The following is a 6,671-nucleotide window of genomic DNA, read 5'->3' as shown; positions in this document are numbered from 1 at the left end:
GGGAGTCGACGCGGAGCGTCGGCGAGTGACGACAACGCCGCAGATGCGCGTGCCAGACCCCGCGACGCCGGGATGATCCAAACGAAAGGCCCTAGCGGGGCCGGTGAGACGCGAGGGGCCGGGCGCACGCGCCCGGCCCCTGTCACACACGGCGGGGTGTCAGCCCATGTGCGGGTACGCGTAGTCGGTCGGCGGGACCAGCGTCTCCTTGATGGCGCGGGTCAGCGTCCAGCGCATCAGGTTCTGCGGGGCACCGGCCTTGTCGTTGGTGCCGGAGGCACGGCCGCCGCCGAAGGGCTGCTGGCCGACGACGGCGCCGGTCGACTTGTCGTTGATGTAGAAGTTGCCCGCCGCGTAGCGCAGCTTCTCCATGGTGTGCGCGGTCGCCGCACGGTCGGTCGAGATGACCGAGCCGGTCAGCGCGTACGCGGACACCGACTCCATCTGGTCCAGCATCTCCTCGTACTTGTCGTCCTCGTAGACGTGCACGGCGAGGATCGGGCCGAAGTACTCGGTCGTGAAGACCTCGTTCTCCGGGTCGTCGCACTCGATGACGGTCGGGCGCACGAAGTACCCGACCGAGTCGTCGTAGGAACCGCCCGCGACGATCGTGCAGGACGGGTCGGCCTGGGCGCGGTCGATGGCGGCCTTGTTCTTGGCGAAGGCGCGCTCGTCGATGACGGCGCCGACGAAGTTCGACAGGTCGGTGACGTCACCCATGGTGAGGTAGTCGACCTCGGCCGCGAACTCCTCCTTGAAGCCGGAGTTCCAGATCGACGCCGGGATGTACGCCCGGGAGGTCGCCGAGCACTTCTGGCCCTGGTACTCGAAGGCACCGCGGGTCAGGGCGGTCTTCAGGACCGCGCGGTCGGCGCTCGGGTGGGCGACGACGAAGTCCTTGCCGCCGGTCTCGCCGACGATGCGCGGGTACGAGCGGTACTTCTCGATGTTGTTGCCGACCGTCTTCCACAGGTACTGGAAGGTCTTGGTCGAGCCGGTGAAGTGGATGCCCGCGAGGTCGCGGTGCTCCAGCGCCACCTTGGAGACCTCGATGCCGTCGCCGGTGACGAGGTTGATGACGCCCTTGGGCAGACCGGCCTCCTCCAGGAGCTGCATCAGCAGCACGGCGGCGTGGGTCTGCGTCGGGGACGGCTTCCAGACGACGACGTTGCCCATGAGCGCGGGCGCGGTGGGCAGGTTGCCCGCGATCGCCGTGAAGTTGAACGGCGTGATCGCGTAGACGAAGCCCTCCAGCGGGCGGTGGTCGAGACGGTTCCACACGCCCGGGGAGTTCGCCGGGGGCTGCTCGGCGAGCAGGTCACGGGCGTACTTGACGTTGAAGCGCCAGAAGTCGACGAGCTCGCAGGGGGTGTCGATCTCGGCCTGCTGGGCGGTCTTGGACTGGCCGAGCATGGTGGAGGCGGCCAGCGTCTCGCGCCACGGGCCGGCCAGCAGCTCGGCGGCGCGCAGGATGATCGCGGCGCGGTCGTCGAAGGACATCGCGCGCCAGGCCGGCGCTGCGGCGAGGGCCGCGTCGATGGCGTCCTGGGCGTCCTGCTGCGTGGCGGTGCCGAAGGTGCCGAGGCGGGCCTTGTGGTTGTGCGGCTGCACGACGTCGATCCGCTCGCCGCCGCCCATCCGCTTCTCACCGCCGATGGTCATCGGCAGGTCGATGGGGTTCTCGGCCAGCTCCTTGAGCTTGGCCTCCAGCCGGGCGCGCTCGGCCGAGCCGGGGGCGTAGCCGTGCACCGGCTCGTTGACGGGGGTGGGGACCTGGGTCACAGCGTCCATGGGTTCCGTAACTCCTTACTGAGCGGTGTGTGTCGAGCCGTTGTGCAGGGGCCGGGGGTCGGGCCGCTGTGCGGGGGCTCAGCCCTTGCTGACCATGGAACGGACGAAGAACCGCAGGTTGGCGGGCTTCTCCGCAAGCCGACGCATGAAATAGCCGTACCAGTCGGTGCCGTAGGCCGTGTAGACGCGCATGCGGTGGCCCTCGGCGGCCAGGCGCAGGTGCTCGTCGCTGCGGATGCCGTACAGCATCTGGAACTCGTACTCGTCCAGTTTGCGCCCGGCGCGCCGGGCGAGCTCCTGGCCGATGGAGATCAGCCGGGGGTCGTGGGAGCCGATCATCGGGTACCCGGAGCCCTCCATCAGGATCCTGAGGATCCTGACGTACGCCTTGTCGATGTCCTGCTTGCGCTGGAGGGCGACCTCGACGGGCTCCTTGTAGGCGCCCTTGACCAGGCGCACCCGGCTGCCGTTCGCGGCGAGGCGGCGGGCGTCGGCCTCGGTGCGGAACAGGTAGGCCTGGATGACGCAGCCGGTCTGCGGGAAGTCCTTCCGCAGCTCCTCGTGGATGGCGAACATCGAGTCGAGGGTGGTGTGGTCCTCCGCGTCCAGCGTGACCGTCGTGCCGATGGCGGCGGCGGCCTCGACGACGGGGCGGACGTTGGCGAGGGCGAGCTCGTGGCCGCCTTCCAGGGACTGCCCGAACATGGACAGCTTCACGGACATCTCGACGCGCTCGCCGAGCTCCAGGCCCTTGAGCTGGTCGATGAGGCGCAGATAGGCGTCCCGGGCGGCGGCGGCCTGCTCGGGGCGGGTGATGTCCTCGCCGACGACGTCCATGGTCAGCTCCAGGCCCTTGCCGGTGAGCTCCTGGACGATCGGCACGATCTCGTCGACGGTCTCGCCGGGGATGAACCGGTCGACGACCTGCTTCGTCACCGGGGCCGCCGAGATCAGGCGTCGCATCCGGTCGCTGCGCGACGCGGCGAGAATCACGGGACCCAGCACGGGGCACCTCCACAGACAACGAAAGGCGGCCGAATCCCGACCATTCGGGTACGGCACGGAGAACCACCGTGAAACCTAGGGATCCCTCCGATCGTCGGCCATCGACAGCTGTCACGCATCCGCGCCGGAGATCTCAGACAGATGTATGAAGGCGCTGGAGGAATGAGGGAGAATGCCAGCGTGACGCCCGCAGACAAGGCCGACTACCAGGAGCTCGTGGACGAGATCTCGGAGCTCCTGGGCGCCCCCGCGACGCTGGAGAACCGCGACTTCGAGCTGATCGCCTTCGGGGCGTACGACAGCGAGGGCGAGCTCGATCCGTCGGCCCTGGACCCCGTGCGCACCCGCTCGATCCTGACCCGGCGCTCCACGGCGGCCGTCCGCGCCTGGTTCGAGGGGTTCGGCATCACCCGGGCGAGTGGCCCGGTGCGCATCCCGCGCACCCCGGAGGCCGGGGTGTACCGGGCACGGATCTGCCTCCCGGTACGCCATCGGGGTGTCGTGCTCGGCTATGTGTGGCTGCTGGACGGCGACCCCGGCCCCACCGACCGGCAACTGGACGGCGCCATGGCGGTGACCGCGCGGATCGGCGCGCTGCTCGCCGACGAGGCGCAGCACGGGGCCGACCTCAGCCGTGAGCTGCGCGCGGTGCTGACCGCGGAGCGCGGCTGGCAGGGCGACATGGCCGTCGCCGAGCTGCGCACGGCGCTCGGCTCTCGCGCGGACGGCGTCCACACGGTGGTCTGCGTGGCCCCCTGGCCCTCGGCCGACCCGGACGACGCCCCGTCGGTGCGGACGGTCCCGCACGCGACGGCGCTGTGCACCGTCCCCTGGGGCGCGGCCGGGCAGAGCCTCGCCGTCCTCGTCCGGCTGCGCTCGGCGGACGTGCGGACGGCGGCGCACGCGGCGGCGGCCCGTCTGCTGAAGGACGACACGGGTCCGGCCCGCCCGGCGGCCGGGCTGGGGGAACCGCGCACCGGGCTCGCGGAGCTGGCCGCGTCCTGGCGGGAGGCGTCGGCGGCGGCCCGTGCGGCGCTGGCGGAGCCGCGGCTGGGCCCGGTGGCCGAGTGGTCGCGCATCGGCCCGTACCGCCTGCTGACCGCGCTGCCCCCGGAGGCTTCGCGTGACGCGGCGGTCGCCCCGCTCCTGTCCCCCGCCCAGCGCGAGCTGGCCCACACCGCCGAGGTCTATCTGGACCGCGCGGGCCAGGCGGGCCGCGCGGCCGCCGAACTCGGCATCCACCGTCAGACCCTGTACTACCGCCTCTCCCGCGTCGAACAGCTCACGGGTCTGGACCTGGACGACGGCGAGGACCGCCTGCTGCTGCACATGGCCCTGAAGGGCCGCCGGCTCGACACCCTCTAGGGGGCGTCCGCCCCGGCTCGCCGGTGGTCGACGTCGCCCCGCGGGACGGCCGGGTCCACGTCGTCGAAACCAGCGGCCCGGCGAAGGCGTCGGCCGCGGCCCTCTCCTTCGCCCGCGGCACGCCGGGGAACCAGCGGGTCGTGAGCGGGTTCGCACGGCCGGGCCCGTACGCGCGTTCCTGCTCCGCGAGGCGCCGCTCGCAGGCGTTCGGTCCCCGCCACCGTTGGGCGTACGAACTCGGTCAACGCGACCGTAGCGCGGGTCACTTGCCCGGACGGGCGGCTTCCATCACCCGCCGCAGCCCCTCCGTGAGGTGCCCGGCCTCCGGGGCGCCGTCCGGGTCGAAGGTCCACTGCATCATCAGGCCCATCAGCAAGGTCGTGTAGAACTCGCCGAGGGTGTCCGCGGTGTCCTGGGTGACGTCGTCCTCGGAGCCGCCCATGAAGAGCGCGACGATGCCGCGTGCGGCCTCCCGCTGAGCCTTCGCCAGATGGGCTCTGACCTCGGGCAGTTGGTCGCCCATGGCCACGATCTCCACGCTGAGCCGCCAGAGCGAGCCGGGACCCCGCATGGTGCCGATGATGTTGGACCACACCTCCTCGAAGCGCTCCAGGGACCCCGGTTCGCCCCGGATGCCGTCCACCCCGTCGAAGGCCTCGGACATCCCCTCGACCAGGCCGACGTACGCCTGGGCGAGCAGTGCGTCCTTCGAGCCGTAGTGGTATCCGATCGAGGCCAGGTTGGTCCCCGACTCCTTGACGATGTCGCGCGCCGTCGTGCGCGCGAAGCCCTTCGCCAGCAGGCAGCGCTTGGCGCCTTCGAGCAGATCCTCACGGTGTCCCATGCGGCCCAGCCTACCGCCTGTCCATACAGCCGTCCTATACAAGCGTTCTAGACAGTCGTTTAATACACGCGTACATTCGCGGTCATGACTTCCGAACCGACGAGCACCACCCCTGCGCCCGCCCGTGCCGGGCGCCGTGAATGGACCGCCCTGGGCGTCCTGATGCTGCCGCTGCTGCTGGTCTCCATGGACGTCTCCGTCCTCTACTTCGCCGTCCCCGCGATCAGCGCGGACCTGCGGCCCAGCGGCACCCAGCAGCTGTGGATCTTCGACATCTACGCCTTCGTCCTCGCCGGACTGCTGATGACGATGGGCTCGCTCGGCGACCGCGTCGGCCATCGCCGGCTGCTGCTCATCGGCGCCGTCGCCTTCGGCGCGGCCTCGCTGACGGCGGCCTACGCGGGCAGCGCCGAGACGCTGATCGCGGCCCGGGCGGTCCTCGGCGTCGGCGGCGCGACCCTCATGCCGTCCACCGTGGCCATGCTGCGCGCGATGTTCACCGACCCCGGCCAGCGCGCGAAGGCGATCGGCCTGTGGTCGGGCGTGATGACCGCGGGCATCGCCCTCGGCTCCGTGATGAGCGGGGTGCTGGTGGAGTTCTTCTGGTGGGGCTCGGTCTTCCTGGTCAACCTGCCCGCGATGGCCCTGCTGCTGGTCCTCGGCCCGCTGCTGCTCCCCGAGTCGCGGACGGCCCGCCCCGGCCGCTTCGACCTGCTGAGCGTCCCGCTGTCGATGGCCGCGGTGCTGCCCGTGATCTACGGGCTGAAGGAGATCCCCTCCGAGGGCTGGAACGTTCGCTACGTCGTCTCGATCACCGTCGGCCTGCTCTTCGCCGCCCTGTTCGTGCACCGCCAGCGCACGGCCGCCGCGCCGATGATCTCCCCCGCGCTGTTCCGGGGACGGGGCTTCGCGCCCTCGGTCGCGCTGAACCTGCTCTCGGCGTTCGGGGTGATGGGGTCGGCCTACTTCACCACGCAGTACCTGCAGTCCGTGCTCGGCAAGAGCGCCCTGGAGGCGGCCCTGTGGGCGCTCCTGCCGTCCGTGCCGATCGGCGCGGCGGCCCCCGCGGCCGCCGCACTGGTGAGCCGGGGCGTGCCCCGGGCCCACGTCGTCACGGTGGGCTTCGCGGTGGCCTCGGCGGGCTTCGGGGTGCTGTCCCTGGCCGACGCCGACTCGATGGCCGTGGTGCTGACGGCCTGCGCGATCCTCGCGGTCGGCAGTGTCGTCGTGATGTCCCAGATCATGGACCTGGCGCTGGGCACCGTGCCGGTGGAGCGGGCGGGCACCGCGTCCTCGCTGATGGAGACGTCGAGCGAGTTCGGCGGGGCGATGGGCATGGCGGTGCTCGGCTCCATCGGCGCCGCGGTCTACCGCCACGAGGTCCCCGCGTCGGCGCCGGACGCGGCCCGGGAGACGCTGGGTGGCGCGCTGGCCGTCGCGGAGCGGGTGCCGGGGCTGGCGGCGGCCGCGCGGGAGGCGTTCACGAGCGGGATGCAGGGCGCGGCGATCGCCGGGGCCGTGGTGCTGGCCGGGGCGGCGGTGCTGGCGGCGCTCACCCTGCGGCGGGCCGAGCCCGGGGAGCGGACATGCGAAACGCCGGACGAGCCGAGCACGCTCAGCCCGTCCGGCGTATGAGGACGGAGCCCTTCAAGGGCGCCGGGGCGGG

At 71.8% G+C, this 6,671-nt stretch carries 5 protein-coding genes; 2 read left to right on the top strand and 3 right to left on the bottom strand.

Translation table 11 applies throughout. The features are described 5' to 3' along the window. Positions 1-159 precede the first annotated feature (159 nt). Together pruA and ABZ899_RS30540 are read right to left on the bottom strand one after the other, a co-directional pair. Positions 160-1,791: an L-glutamate gamma-semialdehyde dehydrogenase gene (gene pruA, locus ABZ899_RS30545; RefSeq protein WP_361352272.1), complete on the bottom strand. Its 1,632-nt coding sequence runs from the start codon at positions 1,789-1,791 to the stop codon at positions 160-162. 78 nt (positions 1,792-1,869) lie between these two features. Then, complete coding sequence (locus ABZ899_RS30540) at positions 1,870-2,796, bottom strand: proline dehydrogenase family protein (protein ID WP_361352269.1); 927 nt, start codon at positions 2,794-2,796, stop codon at positions 1,870-1,872. A gap of 141 nt (positions 2,797-2,937) precedes the next feature. Between ABZ899_RS30540 and ABZ899_RS30535 the strand changes: the two genes are divergently transcribed. Further along, positions 2,938-4,161, top strand: coding sequence for a helix-turn-helix domain-containing protein (locus ABZ899_RS30535; RefSeq protein ID WP_361352266.1), 1,224 nt, complete (start codon positions 2,938-2,940; stop codon positions 4,159-4,161). A gap of 262 nt (positions 4,162-4,423) precedes the next feature. Here the strand turns inward: ABZ899_RS30535 and ABZ899_RS30530 are convergent, their stop codons facing one another. Then, positions 4,424-5,005: a TetR/AcrR family transcriptional regulator gene (locus tag ABZ899_RS30530; protein WP_361352263.1), complete on the bottom strand. Its 582-nt coding sequence runs from the start codon at positions 5,003-5,005 to the stop codon at positions 4,424-4,426. Between the two features lie 84 nt (positions 5,006-5,089). On the opposite strand from ABZ899_RS30530, the gene ABZ899_RS30525 reads away from it, so the two are divergent. Further along, positions 5,090-6,640, top strand: coding sequence for an MFS transporter (locus ABZ899_RS30525; RefSeq protein WP_361352260.1), 1,551 nt, complete (start codon positions 5,090-5,092; stop codon positions 6,638-6,640). The last annotated feature ends 31 nt before the right edge of the window (positions 6,641-6,671 follow it).

Origin of the sequence: Streptomyces sp. NPDC046859 (assembly GCF_040645135.1) — a bacterium.
GTDB lineage: Bacteria > Actinomycetota > Actinomycetes > Streptomycetales > Streptomycetaceae > Streptomyces.
Note: the sequence above shows the minus strand (reverse complement) of the source record. Positions and strands in the feature narration are given on the sequence as shown.

What these genes read in the sequence shown, in the direction of transcription:
- pruA (WP_361352272.1), bottom strand. Translation starts at nt 1,791, where the DNA reads ATGGACGCTGTGACCCAGGTCCCCACCCCCGTCAACGAGCCGGTGCAC.
- ABZ899_RS30530 (WP_361352263.1), bottom strand. Translation starts at nt 5,005, where the DNA reads ATGGGACACCGTGAGGATCTGCTCGAAGGCGCCAAGCGCTGCCTGCTG.
- ABZ899_RS30535 (WP_361352266.1), top strand. Translation starts at nt 2,938, where the DNA reads ATGTATGAAGGCGCTGGAGGAATGAGGGAGAATGCCAGCGTGACGCCC.
- ABZ899_RS30525 (WP_361352260.1), top strand. Translation starts at nt 5,090, where the DNA reads ATGACTTCCGAACCGACGAGCACCACCCCTGCGCCCGCCCGTGCCGGG.